Here is a 15,564-nt window from a genome sequence, read left to right as displayed (position 1 = left end):
GCGCACACCCCAGCTACGGCTGGGAGTACCCCCAGCCGTAGTCCGTCCGAGGAGCTGAGCACCCGATGTCCGCAGACCGCCCCACCCTGCCGCCGGTGCGGCTGCACTCCGAAGCGGAACTGGCCCGGGACGCGCTGAGCGCCCCCCTGATGGCCCGCGCCGCGAAGCTCGCCCGCTGGGCCGAGCCCGGCGTCCCGGTCGGCGTCGGCGGCCAGATCCTGGAGGAGCCGCTGGCCGCCGCCACCGAGCACCTCGGCCTGGCCGGTGACGAGGACGGCCCCGCCTACACCGCCGAGGCCTGGCAGCTCGCGGTGGACACCGGACTCGTGGAGATCACCGAGACCGAGGAGAGCGAGGACGGCGCCGACCTGCCCGACGACGCCACAGCCGGGATCGCCACCCCCGGCGAGGAGCTGGGCCTGCTCACCTCCGGCAGCCCGCAGGACATCCTCGACATCTGGCTCGGCGGCATGGAGACCGTGCTCGCCGACGCGGCCGCACCCGACCTCGCCGACCTCGCCGACCAGCTCACCGAGGGCGGCGAACTGGACCTGGACGCGCTCGACTGGAACCCCGAGGAGGAGGCCGAGCTGCTGGACGGCATCCTCGGCAACCTCTATCTGCTCACGGCCCTGAACGAGCGCCCTGACCAGGAGGTTCCGCTGCCCGCGCTGGCCGCCTCCATGATCGTCCCGGACGATATGGACGAGCCCACGGACGATGTCCTCGAAGAGGTCTCCGAGGCGATGATGCGCCTGGACGACCAGTTCCGGGTGCTGGAACCGATCGGTCTGATCGCCTACCAGCCCGTCGACGAGGCACTCATCGAGGAGCTGGACGAGGACGGCGAGACGGCCCTTCCCCAGAAGCCCGGGGGGACCTCCGACGAGCCGCTGACCGAGGAGGACGTCTCCCGCTACGGCCTGGTCCGCCTCACCCCGCTCGGTGTCTACGCCGTGCGCGCCCGGATGCTGGACGCGGGCGTCCACGCCCCCGCGGTCGGCGACCTCACCGACAAGGGCTCCGATGTCCTCCTGGACGCGCTGCCCGACTACCCCGAGGCGCTCGCCCAGGCCGAGTCCGAGCTCTGGCTCGCCGCCCGTACGCCCCTGGACGCCGCCCGGGACCTGCTCACCGCCGCCCGCGGGGACGACGAGCGCGCCCCGCGGCGCCGGCTCGCCGCCCAGCAGACCCTCTCGCTGGTCTCGCCGGACGCCGAGGCCGCGCTGCGCGAGGTGCTCGACGACCGGCAGCTCGGCGGCCTGGCCCGGGTCTGGCTCGCCGAGCGCGCGCTGTCCGGCATCCCCGAGCCGTCCCAGGAGCTGATCTTCTGGCTGACGGTGGACACCATCGCGGCCCAGCTGGACAGCGCCGACGAGGACGCCACGACCGAGCTGCGCGACCTCGTACAGGGCCTGACCGAACAGCACAGCGGGTTCTTCGACACCGCCTGGCGGGTGGACCACCCGGCCACCGCCGACGTCCTGGAGGCCATGGGCCGCCTGCACCCGGACAAGAAGGCCGCCAAGGAGGCCCGCAAGGCCGCGTTCAAGGCGCGGTCGCGACAGTCGGGCTAGGGCTTGTCCGGGCGTGTCCGGCGGACCGGGGGCAGCCCCGATCCGCCGGACACGCCCGCTAACCCGCGCTCCGCTTCTCCAGGAGGCTGCCCCGCGGCAGGGTGACGGACATGATGTCGCCGGGGGCGTCCAGGGCGAGGCGGTGCCACCGCCCGCGCGGCACGATGGCCGCGCTGCCGGGCGTCAGCGCGATCTCCTCCTCCGGGTCTCCCGGCTGTTCCGGGCGCAGGACGAGGCGGATGCCGCCGGTGAGGCAGGAGACGAGTTCCTCCGCGTCGGGGTGGACTTCCCAGTGGTCGGCGTGGAGATCGGCGTCGGTCTCCACATGGAAGGTCATCAGCTGCCAGCCGTCGCGCCCGGCGTCGAACGAGGGCGGCTCGGCGCGCACCCGGCGGTCGTCGAGGTGGATGAAGGAGCCGAAGAGGTCGATCGGGGTGACGGTCATGCCGGGAGGTCCTTCCAGCGGTGGGTGTTCAGGCGGTGGGTTTGCGGGCGGCTCGGGCGGTGGGGTGGCGGCACGGGGGTGGCCGTTCGCGGCCGTGTCACTCGGCCAGGGCGCGGCGCAGGACGGCACCGAGTTCGGCGATCTGGCGCTGGGACACCTCGGCGGACAGGATCGCCTGCGAGCCGTGGAAGGTGCCGGGCCACTGGTGCAGCTCGACCGAGACGCCGGCCTGTAGCAGGCGCAGCGCGTAGGTGATGTCCTCGTCGCGGTTCGGGCAGAGCTCCGCGGTGGCGATGTAGGCGGCGGGCAGGCCGGAGAGGTCGGCGGCCCGTGCGGGGGCGGCGTCGGGTGTGGCGGGAGTGCCGCCCAGGTAGTGCCGCCAGGAGGCGGTGACCTTGTCGCGGTTCATCCAGGGCGTATCGGTGAAGTGCCGCTGCGACCAGGTCTCCTGCCGGTCGTCGAGTCCGGGCTGATTGAGCAGCTGGTAGCGGACCGGCGGCCCCTGCCGGTCACGTGCCCGCAACGCCAGCGCCGCCGCGAGCCCCGCGCCGGCGCTGTGCCCGCCGACCGCGATCCGCTCCGGGTCGATGCCGAGCCCGGCCGCGTGCTCCGCCGTCCAGGCCAGAACGGCGTACGCGTCGTCCAGGGCGGCCGGGTACGGATGCTCGGGCGCCAGCCGGTAGCCCACCGAGATCACCACCGTGCCGGAGAGGTCCGCCATCCGGGCCGCCCAGGGGTGCTCGGTCTCCAGGTCGCCCATGACGAATCCGCCGCCGTGCAGCCAGACGACGGCGCCCTGGGCCTCGCGCGGGCGGTAGATCCGCACCGGCACGTCCGGATCGGCGGGCACCATGCGGTCCTCGATGTCCAGGCGGGTGATGTCCGGCGCCGGGACCGCGGCGGCCAGAGCGGCGAAGTTCTTGCGCTCGGTGACCGGGTCCGTCAGATCGGCCCGGGGGAACAGCGGGATGAATGCTTCGAGTTCGGGATCCATGTCGGCCATCCTCACCGCTGCCGGCCTACCGGATCATCCGCCAACTGTCGGCCGTCCCGCCGGAGTTGCCCGCCGGTCGGCGCCTATCCTCGGCACATGGAGGCACTGGCCGCACGGCTGTCGCAACTGGATGCGCAAGGCGAGGGCGCGATCCGCGTCGTCATGTTCTACGACACCCTGATGCGCCGACGGGTGGATCTCCCGGCGCTCGCCCGGGCCTCGGCGGGCCTGGCCGAGTGCGTGACCGGGATCCGGCTGCACGGCACCGGGCAGGTGATCCGCTTCTCGCCCGGCGGCACGGCGGCGGGCGCTCCACCGCCACCGGCGTCCACCACGGCGCCGATCACCCTCGACGAGGAAGAGATCGGCACGGTGTGGCTGGAGCGCCCCGGCCCGCCCGGCCCGCGCGGCCTCGACGAGCTGCTGCTGGAGCGGCTCTCCCTCGCCGTCGCGGCGGTCGTCGAGCGCTACGGCCCGGCCCGCACGACCATGGCCGACCCCGCCCTGGTCGAGCTGGCGATCAGCGCCGACAGCGACGAGGCGGCCCGGGCCCGGGCGCTGCGGCTCCTGGGTTTCGCCGCCGACCTGCCGGTCCAGGTCGTCGCCGTACGGTCGCCGCTGCCGCTCGACCGGATCGGCGGGCAGCTCTGCCCGGCCCGCCCGGTGAAGGCGGCGCCCCTCGCCGACGTGGGCGTCATCCTGGCCACCACCGTGGACCGGACGCGGATTCCGGCCGGTGTACGCGCCGGCCTCGGCGCCGCCGCGCGCCCCGACCGGTCCTGGCGGGAGGCCCGTACCGCCCTCCGCTTCACCAGCCCGCGCGAACCGGTCATCCGCCACGCCGACCTGGGCGCACTGGCACTGCTGGCCGAGATACCCCGGGACACCGCGCGGGACAACGCCGATGTGGCCGCCATCGCCCGGATCGCCGGCCGCCCGGCGGACCTGGAGACGCTGGACACCTACTGCGCCGCCGGCTCCCTGCGCCGCGCCGCCGACCAGCTCCACCTGCACCACAGCAGCGTCGCCCGGCGGCTGGAACAGATCGGCAAGATCCTGGGCATCGACCTCACCGAGCCCACCGGACTGACCCGGGCCGGGCTCGCCCTCACCGCCTGGCGGCTGCTCGACGGCTGAGGGGCGGCCCGGTGGCAACCGCTGCCCGGATGTCGCATCGCGTTCAACTGGAGTTCGGCGGCGCACGAGAACGTGTGCCCGCAGGCAAGGGGAGAAGAATCCGGCCATCCAGGAGATGACAATGCCGCTCACCCGCAGAGACTTCGCCAAGCGTTCCGCCCTCACCGGTGCCGGGGTCGCCCTGGCCGGCAGCGTCGGCGTGCTGGCCACCGCGCCCGGAGCCATCGGCGCGGAGGTACCGGCCGACGGCGCGGACGGCGCGGCGGACGGGCACGGTATCGGCTACGGCCCGCTGATCCCGGACCCGGAGGGCCTGCTCGCGCTGCCCGCCGGGTTCTCGTACCGGATCATCACCCGGACCGGGGTCACCACGCTCGACAGCGGTGAGTCCACCCCCTCCAACCACGACGGCACCGGCACCTTCGAGGGCCACCGCGGCAGCACCCTCCTGGTCAACAACCACGAGCTGAAGGGCCCGCGCGCCGACTGGCCGCACCCGGTGCCGCTGACCGAAGGACTGGTCTACGACCCGGCGGCGTCCGGCGGCTGCACCGTCGTCGAGGTCGCCAAGGACGGCAGCCCGGTCGGCGAGTGGGTCGGCATCGCCGGCACCTCCACCAACTGCGCGGGCGGCACCACCCCTTGGGGCACCTGGCTCACCGGCGAGGAGACCGAGGACAAGGCCGGCGAGCACGGCATGACCAAGGACCACGGCTACGTCTTCGAGGTCGACCCGCACGACCGCCGCGCCGGCCGCGACCCCAAGCCCGTCAAGGCCCTGGGCCGCTACGCCCACGAGGCCGTCGTCGTCGACCCCAAGCGCGGCCACCTCTACCTGACCGAGGACGCCTCCGGCCCCAACGGCCTCTTCTACCGCTGGACCCCGCCGCACGGCTTCCGCCACGGCCGCGGCCGGCTGCGCTCGCTCGCCGGTGACTCGGGCGTGCTGGAGGCCTTCAAGTGCTTCGACTCCGGCGGCCGGTTCGTCGACGACCTCTCCCGCGCCACCAAGACCGGCACCGTCTACGGCGTCGACTGGGTCGAGGTCCCCGACCGCGACGCCCGTAAGGTCTCGGTGCGCAAGCAGTTCACGGACGGCGAGATCACCCGCGCCCGCAAGCTGGAGGGCCTGTGGTGGGCGGACGGCGGCGCGTATGTGGTGTCCTCGTACGCCCGTGACGAGAGCCCGGTCCAGCACGACGGCCAGGTCTGGTTCTACGACCCCCGGCGGCGGACCCTGACGCTCAAGGTGCTGCTGGGCGTCAACCCGGACCCGGCCAAGGACGGCGCGCTGGACGGCCCCGACAACATCACCGTCTCGCCCTACGGCGGCCTGATCATCGCCGAGGACGGCGAGGGCGTCCAGCACCTCTTCGGGGCCACCGACGACGGCCGGACCTACCCGATCGCCCGCAACGAGCTCAACATCGGCACCGCGGCCGAGCCCGCGTTCAGCGAGTTCACCGGGCCGGTGTTCTCCCCGGACGGGCGGACGCTGTTCGCCAACATCCAGGAGCCCGGCATCATGCTGGCCATCACCGGGCCGTGGAAGCGGCAGCGCCGCCAGCGCTAGCGTCCGTCCGGCGGCGGCTCAGCCGGCCGCCGCCGTCAGCAGGTAGTAGTCCAGCAGACCGGTCTCATACGCCGTCAGATAGCGGCGCGGCCACTCGTCGTCGCGGAGCTCCGGCTGCTGGGCCATATAGCGGTCGTAGGGCTCCCAGACCCCGTCGCCGATCGGCCGGACCCGCACCTCCCGCAGCCCCGCCGCGGTCAGTGTCGCGGCGACCTCGTCGACCACATGCGGGACGTCCAGGCCGTCGGCGTACGGGGGCAGCAGTTCGGGCAGGGCGCGGGCGGCCGCCCGGGTGCGGGCGAAGAACGTGGTCAGCGCCAGTTGGCCGCCGGGGCGCAGCACCCGCGCGGCCTCCCGGGCGAAACCGGGCAGATCGCGGAAGTGCTGCGCCGCCTCGACCGAGAACAGACACTCCACGGAGCAGTCGGGCAGCGGGATGCGCTGGGCCGCGCCCAGCAGGAACTCCAGCCGGCCGGGGGAGTCCCCGGCCGCGGTGAGCAGCTCCGCGTTGGCGTCCCGGGCACGGGCGATCTGGTCGGGGTGCGCGTCCAGCCCGATGACCGGCTCCAGCCCGAACTCCCGCAGCGCCAGCGCACAGCCCAGCCCGCGTCCACAGCCGACGTCGAGGGCGGTGCGGCCCCGCGGCCGGTCGAAGGTGCCCAGCACCAGGCGGTAGAGGTCCTCCTCGCTGCGCACCCGGTCGGCCGTGGTCAGCTCGCGGTCCGCGGGGCCCGGCAGACCCGTCCAGTAGCCGAAATTGATGAAGCCGCCGGCGAAGGCGGGGACGGTGCTGAGGTCGAACTCGCCGTAGACCCGCGCGACCCGCTCCGGAAGCTCCGGGGGCGCTGGGCCGTCCGGGGGGTCCGCGGGGCCGGCCGGCGGCGGCTGCTGCGTCATCGAACGCTCCTCGTGCGTGCCGTGGGGGACATACCGTGACGGGCTCTGCCGTGACGGGGCGAGTCGGAAGGGCGTGGCGGGAGAGGGCGGGATCCGGGGGCCGGTGGACGGGGGAGGAGAGGTTGCTGAGCTGGACGAGACGGACGACAACAATTCTCGATCCTGGCCCGTTGACGCACCAGGGAAGGGCGTCCGTGGCGGTGGCGCCGGGGCGGGTGAGCCGCCGCGGCCCGCCGCCCTGACGGCGGCGGGCCATCAGGGAAGCAGGCGTCCTCGGCTCACAGGGCCTGGCCGGCCGGTTTGACCATGCCGCGGACCGTGCGGGCGTCGACATACTCGCCCAGTGCCGTCATCTCCCACTCGCCGGAGAACTGGCGGATGAGCTTGGCCATCATCACGCCCGTACGGGGCTCCGAGTGGGTGAGGTCGAAGCGGACCAGCTCCTCGCCGCTCTGGGCGTCCAGCAGGCGGCAGTACGCCTTGGCGACATCGGAGAACTTCTGGCCGGAGAAGGAGTTCACGACGAAGACCAGGCCCGTGACCTCCGGGGGCAGCCCGCCGAGGTGGACGGTGATCGCCTCGTCGTCACCGGCGCCCTCACCGGTGAGGTTGTCGCCGGAGTGCTGGATCGCGCCGCCCAGGATCATCAGCTTGCCGAAGAAGCAGTTGTCGACCTTCTTGCGGTCCGGGCCGTAGGCGATGACGGAGGCGTCGAGGTCGATGCTCTTGCTGCGGAAGGCGGGCTCCCAGCCGAGGCCCATCCGCACCGAGCTGAGCAGCGGGCGGCCGCCCTTGACCAGGGAGACGGTCTGGTTCTTCTGGAGGCTGACGCGGCCCTTGTCGAGGTTGATCTTGCCCGGGGCGGCAGCGGCGGGGGCCGGGGGCGCGACCGGGGCGGGGGCGCCGGTGGGCGGCCCCCACTGGCCGGTGGGTGCCGCGGGCGCCGCGGCCGGGGGAGCGGGGGGTGTCTGCGGGGCCGCGGGTGCGGCCGGTGCCTGCGGGGCCGCGGCCGGTGCGGCCGGTTCCTCCACGCTGACGCCGAAGTCGGTGGCGATCCCCGCCAGGCCGTTGGCGTAGCCCTGGCCGACCGCGCGGACCTTCCAGGCACCGGCCCGGCGGTAGATCTCGACGACCACCAGCGCGGTCTCGGTGCCGAGCTGCGGCGGGGTGAAGGAGGCGAGGACGCTGCCGTCGTCGGCGTTGCGGACCGTGCCGGTCGGTTCGGTGCCGGCGAAGGTCGCGCCGGGGGTGTCCAGGCTCGCGGTGACCACGATCTTCTCGATGCCGTCGGGCACCGCGGCGGTGTCCACCGTGATGGTGTCGCCGCCGCCGGCCGCCGCGGAGTGCGTCACGCCCGGCCCGGCGGGCTGGTTGTAGAACACGAAGTCGTCGTCGGAGCGCACTTTGCCGTCGGCGGCCAGCAGCAGGCCCGAGACGTCCAGCCGCACGGGGGCGGTGACGTCCACCGCCACCCGCACGGCACTGAGCGGGAGGTTCGAGCCAGGAGTCATAGCGGTCATGCCGGGCTCAACGATCGGCGCGCCTTTGCGGTTCCATTACCTGCGGCCGGATGGCGGCCCGGCCCGTTCACCGGCGTTCGCGGGAGTTGCCGAAGAGCAGCCGGTAGGCGATCAGCAGGACCAGGGCCCCGGCGATCGAGGAGACCCACATCGACGGCTCGCCGAAGTCCTTCGGAATCGGGCGGTGCAGGATTTTCGTGGAGAGCCAGCCGCCGATGAAGGACCCCACGATGCCGATCAGGGTCGTGCCGATGACCCCGCCCGGGTCCCGTCCCGGCAGCAGAACCTTGGCGATGACGCCCGCGATCAGCCCGAGTACGAGCCAGCTGACGATGCCCATGATGCGTTCCTCGTTCCTGCGCGGAGATTCGGTACGTAGACGAGGACGCCTGGTGGGCGGCACGGGTTCCGTGGCGTGGCCCGTGGGGTGCCCGGTACGGCCGTGGGGCGCGCCGGTCAGTGCGGCCACCGGGGCGGGTCGGTGCAGAAGGAGCCGCCGAGATGGGCGTGGGCGGGGTTGCCGGGGTCCAGTGCGCCCTGGGCGGCGATCAGCTCCGCCGCGTACGGCTCGGAGTCGTCCCGCGGGGTGTACCCCAGTGCGCGGGCGGTCGACAGGTCCCACCACAGACGGGTGTTGGCGGAGGAGCCGTAGACGACGGTGTGGCCCACGCCGGGCGCGGTGAGCGCGGCGTCCAGCAGCCGTGCGCAGTCGGCCGGGCTCAGCCAGATCGACAGCATCCGTACCGAGGTCGGCTCCGGGCAGCAGGAGCCGATCCGGACCGAGACGGTCTCGATGCCGTGCAGGTCCCAGTAGAGCGAGGCGAGGTCCTCGCCGAAGCCCTTGGACAGGCCGTAGTAGGTGTCGGGGCGGCGGGGTGTGCCGACGGGGATGGCGCCGGAGCCGTCCGCGGGGCGCGGGGTGAAGCCGACGGCGTGGTTGGAGGACGCGAAGACGACCCGGTGGACACCGGCCGCGCGGGCCGCCTCGTAAAGACGGTAGGTGCCCTCGATGTTGGCGCGCAGGATCTGCTCGAAGGGGGCTTCCAGCGAGATACCGGCGAGGTGCACGATCGCGTCGACCCCGTCCACCGCCGCGCGCAGCGCCACCGTATCGGCCAACTCGGCGGTGATCGCGTCCGGTTCGCCGTCCGTGGTCTCGATGGTCCGCCGGTCGAAGAGGCGCAGCCGGTAGCCGTACGGCGGCAGCAGCTCGCGCATCAGGGTGCCGACGCCGCCGGCGGCGCCGGTGAGCAGGACGGTGCGGGGTGCGGTCATGGGCGGCGACTCCTCCGGCCGGGCGGCAGGGCCGCGGGTGCGGACGTCATTCAGATGGCTGGACACCGACCGTAGAAAGCCGGATCTCGGCAGGTCAAGACGCTTGACGGGTGGTGTGAAACGGCTTGTGGCACGGCAGTTGTGGCACCTTGACCGGCCCGGTGCGGCTGTCCTAGCGTGGCGCCGTTCAGAAATATGGACGTCGATCATAAACGTGCACAGGTATGCCAGGGAGCGCCCGTGACCTCAGCCCCTCCCCCCGCCACCGTAGGGAGGCAGCAGCGCCGGCTCACCGACCGCCTCGACGGCCCCCTGTTCTTCCCCGTGACCGCGTACGGACCGGACCGCGCCCCGGACCCCGCCGCCTTCCGCGCCCATGTACGCGACGGCATCGACGCGGGCGCGGCCGCCGTCTTCGCCTGCTGCGGCACCGGCGAGTTCCACGCGCTCACCCCCGGGGAGTTCGCGGACTGCGTCGCGGCCGCGGTCGAGGAGGCCGCGGGCCGGGTCCCGGTGCTCGCCGGCACGGGCTACGGCACCGCGCTCGCCGTGCAGTTCGCCGAACTCGCGCACGCCGCGGGCGCCGACGGGCTGCTCGCCCTGCCGCCCTATCTCGTCATCCCCGGCCAGCAGGGCCTGCTGACGCACTACACCGAACTCGCCGCCGCCACCCCGCTCCCGGTCATCGTCTACCAGCGCGACAATGCCGTCTTCGCCCCCGCCACCGTCGCCGCCCTGGCCAGGACCCCCGGCATCATCGGCCTCAAGGACGGGGTGGGCGACCTCGATCTGCTCCAGCGCATCATCAGCACCGTCCGCACCGAGGCCCCCGACGAGAACTTCCGCTACTTCAACGGCCTGCCCACCGCCGAACTCACCGCCCCCGCCTACCGGGCCCTGGGCGTCCACCCCTACTCCTCCGCCGTCTTCGCCTTCGCCCCCGAGATCGCCCTGGCCTTCCACCGCGCGCTGCACACCGGCGACGACACCACCGTGCAGCGGCTGCTCGACGGCTTCTACCGGCCCCTGGCCGAACTCCGCAACCAGGGCCACGGCTACGCCGTCTCGCTCGTCAAGGCAGGCGTCCGCCTGCGCGGCCGCGACGTCGGCCCGGTCCGGCCACCGCTCAGCGAACCGTCTTCTGCCCATGTGAAGGAGCTGGCGAGGTTGGTTGAGCGCGGGTTGGGGTTGGTGGGGGAGGGTGGGTGAGGGGGCGCCCCCCTCACGCCGACCCGATGCCCCCGGCCCTCACCCCGGCCGGACGAACCCGCACTCGTACGCGGCGATCACCGCCTGGGTGCGGTCCCGTACGCCGAGTTTGGCGAGTACGCCCGCCACATGTGTCTTGACCGTGGCCGGGCCCACCCCGAGCCGGTCGGCGATCTCGGCGTTCGTCATTCCGGCCGTCATCAGGCGCAGTACGGCCCGCTCCCGCTCCGACAGCCGGGCCCGCAGTGTCCGCACCGCGTCGTCCGCGGCGCGCTGTGCGGCGTGCCGGGCGGCCAGTTGGCGTACGGCGGCCGGGAACAGCAGCGAGTCGCTGCGCGCCACCAGCCGTACGGCCTGCACCAGGTCCTCCGCGCCGGACCGTTTGAGCAGGAATCCGCTGGCACCGGCCCGGAGCGCGTCATAGACGTAGGCGTCGTTCTCGAAGGTGGTCACCACGATGATGCGCGGCGGCCGGTCCATCCCGGCGAGCACCTGCTCGGTCGCCCGGATCCCGTCGATCTCCGGCATCCGGACGTCCATCAGCACGATGTCCGGGCGCAGTTCACGGATCAGCGGCACCGCCTCGGCGCCGGTCGCCGCCTCGCCGACGACCTCCATATCGCTCTCGGCGCCCAGGATCGCGCGCAGCGCCGAGCGCACCATCTGTTCGTCGTCGGCGAGCATGATCCGGAGGGGGCGGGGGGCGTCCGGGTGTTGGCCCCGCTGGTCGTCGTCCTGCGTCGTGGTCATGCCCCGCTCGTCCCCGTTCCCGGCCGCCGGCCGTGTTCCATCCGCCGCCCCGCTCGCCGTTCCCGGCCGTCGGTCGTCCGTCATCCGCCGCCCGCCCCGCTCACCATTCCTCTGTCCCCGTGCCCGGCCCCGCCTCTGCCCCCGTGACCGTCCCCGTTCCCGCCCCCGTCAGTGATAGCCGGGCCGTGAGCCGCCATACGCCGTCCCGTTCCGCCGCCGACGCCGCACCGCCCAGCAGCCGTGCGCGCTCGGTGATCCCCCGCAGCCCGCGTCCCCCACCCGGCCGGGCCCCCGGGCCCCCCGCCGCACCGGCCCCCGTCCCCGCCACCGGATTCTCCACCCGTATCAGCAACTCGCCCTCCCGGACGCCGAGATGCAGCCGGACCGGTACCGGACCGGCGTGCCGCAGTGCGTTGCTGAGGCCCTCTTGCACGATCCGGTAGGCCTCCCGGGAGATCACCGGCGCCAGCCCCGCGCACGGTCCCTCGACCGTCGCCTCGACCGGTACGCCCGCCGCCCGGGTGCGGCCGAGCAGCGCCTCCAGACCGTTCAGGGTGGGCGCGGGCGCGGCCGGATCGCTGCTGTCCTCCTCCCGCAACAGCCCGAGGACGGTGTCCAGTTCGGCGACCGCGTCACGGGTGGTCTCCTCGATGGCGGCCAGCGCCCGGCGGGCGAACTCCGGGTCCGTGTCGAGGACCCGGCGGGCCGCGCCCGCCTGGAGGGTGACCGCGCTCAGCGCGTGTCCGACCGCGTCGTGCAGGTCGCGTGCCAGCCGGTTGCGGGACGCCAGTTCGGCGGCCCGGCGCTCGGCGGCCGCCAGCCGGTCGGCCGGTGTGGGACCCAGCAGCACGGGGGCGGCGCGGCCCAGCAGCGCCCCCGCACCCCAGGCCGTGCCCACCACCAGGGCCAGCAGCGCCAGCCCCGCGAGCGGGCCCAGCACGCCGTGGAAGGTGTCCGGCAGCGCGGTGTGCCGCAGGGGGTCGGCGAACGGCAGCAACAACAGCACCACCGCGGCCGGCGGCGCGGACAGTGTCATCCCGCTGACGATCCCGCCGGCCAGCAGATGCGCCACGAACCACAGCGCCGTACGCCGCCGGGCCGCCCAGGAGACCGCCGGCCCCTCGGCCAGCCGCTCCGCGGGCACCCCGCACAACGACCGTACGGCGGCCACCTCCAGCGGCCGCAGCAGCGGGAAGAGCAGCGCGGCCAGGGCGGCAAGCGGCAGCGCACCGCCGAACGCGACGAACTGCCAGCCCACGTCGAGGAACGGGTTGGCGCCGTCCGCGAACAGCGGCACGACGACCGAGGTCAGCAGGAAGAACGGCATCAACAGCGCGCCGCCGAGCACCAGATGGACCCAGCGCCGACCCATCAGCAGCACCGGGCGTCCTCGCGTACGGCGAAGAAACGGGCCCCGGCCCCCGCCACGCTCGTCCCGACGCTCATCCGCACAGCGTAAGTGGAGCTCCTCGCCGGCGGGGGCGGCGTGGCTGTCGGCGGAGCCAGCCGCCCCACGGGCCGGGCGGCACGACCCGCCGGGCGTATGACGGGCGGCAGGGCACCGGCGTACGGGGCCCGCGCGGGGTGGTCTCTCCGGTTGCTCATGGCGCCCAGCCTCCCGGCCGCCGCTCCGCAGCGCCTCGCCCGCGCTGACGATCCTCCTCCGCCGCACGGGGGAGGAGCACTCAACCGGCCGTCGCCGATATCAACCGGCCCTCCGCCTCACAACCGCCGGGTCGCCAGCGTCAGCCGGTCGCGGGCGTCGAACAGCGCTTCCTTGATCATCTGCTCGCGCCCCGGGGCCAGCCGGGCCACCGGCACCGAGCAGCTGATCGCGTCCCGCGCCGGGGTGCGGTAGGGGATCGCGACGCCGAAGCAGCGCAGGCCCAGGGTGTTCTCCTCGCGGTCGACCGCATAGCCCTGTTCGCGTACCGCGTGCAGCTCCTCGATCAGCTGCTCGCGGTCGGTGCGGGTGTGCTCGGTCAGCGGGGCGAGGGCCGGCGGCAGCATCGCCCGGACCTGCTCGTCGGTGTAGGTGGCGAGCAGCGCCTTGCCCAGCGAGGTGGAGTGCGCGGGCAGCCGCCGTCCGACGCGGGTGAAGGGGCGCAGATAGTGCTGGGACTGCCGGGTCGCGAGATAGACGACGTTGGTGCCGTCGAGCCGGGCGAGGTGGATGGTCTCGGTGGTGTCGTCGGAGAGCCGGTCCAGCGTCGGCCGGGCCGCGGCCACCACCTCGTCGCCGTCGATGTACGAGGTGCCGACGAGCAGGGCGCGCACCCCGATGCCGTAGCGGGTGCCGGTCGCGTCGGTCTCGACCCAGCCCAGGTCGGCGAGGGTGCGCAGCAGCATGTAGAGGCTGGACTTCGGGTAGCCGACCGCTTCCTGGACCGAGGCCAGGCTGTGCATACCGGGACGACCCGCGAAGTACTCGAGCAACTCCACCGTCCGCACCGCGGATTTGACCTGCGATCCACCGGTTTCGGCAGCTGACATCGCCCTTGACCCCTCTGTTCGGACCGCCATAGAGTCCCAGTTGTTCATCATCTGGAACAGCGTTCACGATATCGAACGTGATCCGGTGTGCGGCAAGGCGCGGAACGACTCGGCAGCATCGCCCGGGAGGAATGCACGGTGGCAGCGACAGCAGCAGCACCAGTCTGGAGTGTCGACCCCCGAACCGGGAAGCAGCGGGAACAGGTCGCGGTGGAAGCCACCGCCGACGAGGTGGACACCGCGGTCCGCACCGCACACGCCGCCCGTGGCGCGCTGGCCGACCGCACCGTACGCGCCGCTCTGTTGCGCCGCTCCGCCGATCTGCTGGACGAGGCGGGTGAGGCGGTCATCGAGGCCGCCGACGCCGAGACGGCGCTCGGCCCGGGCCGGCTCACCGGCGAACTCGCCCGTACCACCTACCAGTTGCGGGCCTTCGCGGACCTGGTCGAGGACGGCGCGTTCCTCGACGTACTGATCGACCACGCCGACCCCGGACTCACCCCGCCCCGGCCCGACCTGCGCCGCTACAAGATCCCGCTGGGCCCCGTCGCGGTCTACGCCGCCAGCAACTTCCCGCTCGCCTTCTCGGTACCGGGCGGGGACACCGCCAGCGCCCTCGCGGCCGGCTGCCCGGTCGTCGTCAAGGCACACCCGGACCATCCGGCGACCTCAGAGCTGTGTGCCGCGCTGCTGCACCGCGCGGCCAGGGAGGTCGGCCTGCCGGAGGGCGTGGTCAATCTGGTGCACGGCTTCCAGGCCGGTATCGACCTGGTGCGCCACCCGCTGATCAGCGCCGCCGGCTTCACCGGCTCGGTGCGCGGCGGCCGCGCCCTGTACGACGCGGCCGCCTCCCGCCCGCACCCGATCCCCTTCCACGGCGAGCTGGGCAGCCTCAACCCCGTCGTGATCACCGAGGCCGCGGCCGCCGAGCGCGCCGAGCAGATCGGGGCCGGGCTGGCCGGGTCGATGACCCTCGGCGTCGGCCAGTTCTGCGTCAAGCCGGGCCTGGTCCTGGCGCCCGGCGGCGAGACCGGCGACCGGCTGCTGACGGCGCTGACCGCGGCGGTCAGTGACACCGAGGCCGGGGTGCTGCTCGACCACCGGATGCGCGAGGCGTTCCTCGACGGGGTCCGCACCCGCGCAGCGCTCCCCGGTGTCCACGCGCCGGTCACCCCCGGCGCGGGCAGCGAGCACACCGTCAGCGCCGGTTTCCTCGCCGTCCCCGCCGCCCACCTGGCCGCCGAAGGGCCGCACGACCTCCTCCTGGAGGAGTGCTTCGGCCCGGTCACCGTCGTCGCCCGCTACGCCGACGAGGCCGAGATCGGCGCCGTACTCGCCCGGCTCCCCGGCAACCTCTCCGCGACTCTTCAGCTCGGCGACGCGGAGAGCGCCGGCACCGATGCCGCGGGCCGCGGCGCCCGGCTGCTGGCCGAGGTCACCCCGCTCGCCGGCCGGGTGGTCGTCAACGGCTGGCCGACCGGCGTCGCGGTCGCCCCCGCCCAGCACCACGGCGGCCCCTACCCGGCCACCACCTCCACGTCCACCTCCGTCGGCGGCAGCGCCGTGGAACGCTGGCTGCGCCCGGTCGCCTACCAGGACACCCCTCCCGCGCTGCTGCCGCCCGAGCTGCACGAGGACAACCCGCTCGGTCTGCCGCGCCGGGTCGACGGCCGCGCCGAGGGCGTCTAGCGACC

At 73.9% G+C, this 15,564-nt stretch carries 14 protein-coding genes; 5 read left to right on the top strand and 9 right to left on the bottom strand.

Features of this window, described 5'->3' with window-relative positions; all coding sequences use genetic code 11:
* Window positions 1–65: 65 nt before the first annotated feature.
* Entirely contained in the window at window positions 66–1,577 is a 1,512-nt protein-coding gene (locus tag QT196_RS09975) for a hypothetical protein (protein WP_290354767.1), read from the top strand.
* 58 nt (window positions 1,578–1,635) lie between these two features.
* On the opposite strand, the gene QT196_RS09970 is transcribed toward QT196_RS09975, so the two are convergent.
* Both QT196_RS09970 and QT196_RS09965 read right to left on the bottom strand, forming a co-directional pair.
* The gene (locus QT196_RS09970; RefSeq protein WP_290354766.1) at window positions 1,636–2,022 is read right to left on the bottom strand and encodes a cupin domain-containing protein; all 387 of its coding nucleotides are present in this window, start codon (window positions 2,020–2,022) and stop codon (window positions 1,636–1,638) included.
* Between the two features lie 97 nt (window positions 2,023–2,119).
* Window positions 2,120–3,016 (bottom strand): alpha/beta hydrolase, encoded by an 897-nt coding sequence (locus QT196_RS09965; protein ID WP_168478552.1) that lies wholly within the window; start codon window positions 3,014–3,016, stop codon window positions 2,120–2,122.
* 96 nt (window positions 3,017–3,112) lie between these two features.
* On the opposite strand from QT196_RS09965, the gene QT196_RS09960 reads away from it, so the two are divergent.
* Window positions 3,113–4,153 carry a helix-turn-helix domain-containing protein gene (locus QT196_RS09960; protein WP_168478551.1) on the top strand — a complete coding sequence of 347 codons (1,041 nt, stop codon included), beginning with the start codon at window positions 3,113–3,115 and terminating at the stop codon, window positions 4,151–4,153.
* A gap of 121 nt (window positions 4,154–4,274) precedes the next feature.
* A complete protein-coding gene (locus QT196_RS09955; RefSeq protein ID WP_168478550.1) occupies window positions 4,275–5,726 on the top strand; it encodes an alkaline phosphatase PhoX in 1,452 nt (483 codons plus the stop codon).
* An 18-nt stretch (window positions 5,727–5,744) separates the two neighbouring features.
* On the opposite strand, the gene QT196_RS09950 is transcribed toward QT196_RS09955, so the two are convergent.
* From QT196_RS09950 to QT196_RS09935, 4 genes are all read right to left on the bottom strand, one after another.
* Window positions 5,745–6,623: a class I SAM-dependent methyltransferase gene (locus tag QT196_RS09950; RefSeq protein WP_168478549.1), complete on the bottom strand. Its 879-nt coding sequence runs from the start codon at window positions 6,621–6,623 to the stop codon at window positions 5,745–5,747.
* A gap of 278 nt (window positions 6,624–6,901) precedes the next feature.
* Window positions 6,902–8,134 carry a TerD family protein gene (locus QT196_RS09945; RefSeq protein ID WP_290356631.1) on the bottom strand — a complete coding sequence of 411 codons (1,233 nt, stop codon included), beginning with the start codon at window positions 8,132–8,134 and terminating at the stop codon, window positions 6,902–6,904.
* A 76-nt stretch (window positions 8,135–8,210) separates the two neighbouring features.
* A complete protein-coding gene (locus QT196_RS09940; protein WP_168478548.1) occupies window positions 8,211–8,483 on the bottom strand; it encodes a GlsB/YeaQ/YmgE family stress response membrane protein in 273 nt (90 codons plus the stop codon).
* A 116-nt stretch (window positions 8,484–8,599) separates the two neighbouring features.
* A complete protein-coding gene (locus QT196_RS09935; protein ID WP_290354765.1) occupies window positions 8,600–9,418 on the bottom strand; it encodes an NAD(P)-dependent oxidoreductase in 819 nt (272 codons plus the stop codon).
* Between the two features lie 240 nt (window positions 9,419–9,658).
* Here QT196_RS09935 and QT196_RS09930 point away from each other — a divergent pair, with 240 nt between their 5' ends.
* The gene (locus tag QT196_RS09930) at window positions 9,659–10,627 is read left to right on the top strand and encodes a 5-dehydro-4-deoxyglucarate dehydratase (RefSeq protein ID WP_290354764.1); all 969 of its coding nucleotides are present in this window, start codon (window positions 9,659–9,661) and stop codon (window positions 10,625–10,627) included.
* Window positions 10,628–10,666: 39 nt separating this feature from the next.
* Here the strand turns inward: QT196_RS09930 and QT196_RS09925 are convergent, their stop codons facing one another.
* The 3 genes from QT196_RS09925 to QT196_RS09915 all read right to left on the bottom strand — a co-directional run bounded on the left by QT196_RS09925 (window position 10,667) and on the right by QT196_RS09915 (window position 13,870).
* Window positions 10,667–11,377 (bottom strand): response regulator transcription factor, encoded by a 711-nt coding sequence (locus tag QT196_RS09925; RefSeq protein ID WP_168478545.1) that lies wholly within the window; start codon window positions 11,375–11,377, stop codon window positions 10,667–10,669.
* 100 nt (window positions 11,378–11,477) lie between these two features.
* Window positions 11,478–12,749 (bottom strand): histidine kinase, encoded by a 1,272-nt coding sequence (locus QT196_RS09920; RefSeq protein ID WP_266731412.1) that lies wholly within the window; start codon window positions 12,747–12,749, stop codon window positions 11,478–11,480.
* Between the two features lie 350 nt (window positions 12,750–13,099).
* Window positions 13,100–13,870 (bottom strand): IclR family transcriptional regulator, encoded by a 771-nt coding sequence (locus QT196_RS09915; protein ID WP_266730139.1) that lies wholly within the window; start codon window positions 13,868–13,870, stop codon window positions 13,100–13,102.
* A gap of 138 nt (window positions 13,871–14,008) precedes the next feature.
* Here QT196_RS09915 and QT196_RS09910 point away from each other — a divergent pair, with 138 nt between their 5' ends.
* Complete coding sequence (locus QT196_RS09910) at window positions 14,009–15,559, top strand: aldehyde dehydrogenase (NADP(+)) (protein WP_168478543.1); 1,551 nt, start codon at window positions 14,009–14,011, stop codon at window positions 15,557–15,559.
* The last annotated feature ends 5 nt before the right edge of the window (window positions 15,560–15,564 follow it).

This window comes from Streptomyces sp. P9-2B-2, assembly GCF_030406865.1.
GTDB lineage: Bacteria > Actinomycetota > Actinomycetes > Streptomycetales > Streptomycetaceae > Streptomyces > Streptomyces platensis.
Note: the sequence above shows the minus strand (reverse complement) of the source record. Positions and strands in the feature narration are given on the sequence as shown.